Below are 294 nucleotides of genomic sequence, written 5' to 3'. Positions count from 1 at the left end.
ATGCCGTCCACTTCCTTGATACGCGAGCCGATGGCCGCGCCGAACACGACAAAGTAAAGCGACGTGGAAATCACCGGCGCGATGATGCTTTGCATCAGCGTGCGCCAGGTGCGCGCCATCTCGAACTTGTAGATCGCGCGAATGGCGTAGATGTTCATTGATTACCTCGAAGCAGGCTCACGAAGATGTCTTCAAGCGAACTCTGCGTGGTGTGCAGGTCCTTGAAACGGATGCTGGCGTCGTCCAGCGCCTTGAGCAGCGCGATGATGTCCGTGCGGCCGCCGTCGCCTTCAT

2 pseudogenes are annotated in these 294 nt (G+C 58.5%); both read right to left on the bottom strand.

What is annotated here, in order from left to right:
* Positions 1-158: pseudogene (locus SB822_RS56270) on the bottom strand (sugar ABC transporter permease); the annotation flags it as partial.
* Positions 155-294, bottom strand: a pseudogene (locus SB822_RS56265) (multidrug ABC transporter ATP-binding protein); the annotation flags it as partial. The pseudogenes SB822_RS56265 and SB822_RS56270, both read right to left, overlap by 4 nt.

The organism is Paraburkholderia sp. SIMBA_054 (genome assembly GCF_046534875.1).
In the GTDB taxonomy this organism is placed as follows: domain Bacteria; phylum Pseudomonadota; class Gammaproteobacteria; order Burkholderiales; family Burkholderiaceae; genus Paraburkholderia; species Paraburkholderia hospita.
Note: the sequence above shows the minus strand (reverse complement) of the source record. Positions and strands in the feature narration are given on the sequence as shown.